The sequence below is a fragment of the Mesorhizobium sp. M5C.F.Ca.ET.164.01.1.1 genome (assembly GCF_004792125.1).
GTDB classification, from domain to species: domain Bacteria; phylum Pseudomonadota; class Alphaproteobacteria; order Rhizobiales; family Rhizobiaceae; genus Mesorhizobium; species Mesorhizobium wenxiniae.
The window spans coordinates 1-705 of sequence record NZ_SRTG01000056.1; the positions used below are offsets into that span (position 1 = coordinate 1).

2 protein-coding genes are annotated in these 705 nt (G+C 62.1%); both read left to right on the forward strand.

From position 1 onward, the window contains the following. Positions 1-313 (forward strand): aldehyde dehydrogenase family protein (locus EN807_RS32365; protein ID WP_135937914.1); only part of this gene is annotated, 313 nt, incomplete at its 5' end. A 45-nt stretch (positions 314-358) separates the two neighbouring features. Beyond that, positions 359-622 carry a nuclear transport factor 2 family protein gene (locus tag EN807_RS37160; protein WP_189522660.1) on the forward strand — a complete coding sequence of 88 codons (264 nt, stop codon included), beginning with the start codon at positions 359-361 and terminating at the stop codon, positions 620-622. Positions 623-705: the final 83 nt, after the last annotated feature.

Below are 705 nucleotides of genomic sequence, written 5' to 3' on the forward strand. Positions count from 1 at the left end.
CGAGATCGTGCGCCGTGAGGTGTTCGGCCCGGTCGTCTCGATCACTCGTTTCTCGGAGGTCGATGAAGCGGTGAACTGGGCCAACGACAGCGACTACGGCCTTGCTTCGTCGGTTTGGACCAAGGACGTCTCGCGCGCCATGACGACGGCCGCCCGCCTGCAATATGGCTGCACCTGGATCAACACCCACTTCATGCTGACCAACGAGATGCCGCATGGCGGATTGAAGCAGTCCGGCTACGGCAAGGACATGTCGCTCTACGCGCTGGAGGACTACACCGCCGTCCGCCATGTCATGGTGGCCCACGGCTAGCGCCATTCGCAGGGAACCTACCATTCAAAACCAGGGAGGAAGAAGATGCATCGCCGCCAGTTTCTGACATCAGCAGCCATTGCCGCCACGCTCCTTGCCGTCGCGCCGGCCTTTGCCGACGACAGCGCGAAGTCGGTTATCGAAGCATACCTCGCCGCGTGGAACGCTCATGATTCCGCCAAGGCCGCCGGCTATTTCGCCGAAGACGTCACCTACTACGACGCGTCGGTCGGCACCCCGGTCAAGGGCAAGGAAGCGGCCAAGGCCTGCGTTGAGATAAGTGCGGCGCGTGAAAAGATCGCGGCGTGAGGCGCGGTTGCCGGGGTGGCAATCCCGGTAACAGCCTCTAATATCGCGAAAAAACCGAGTTCGGGAGGATGCCGGTGCAGACC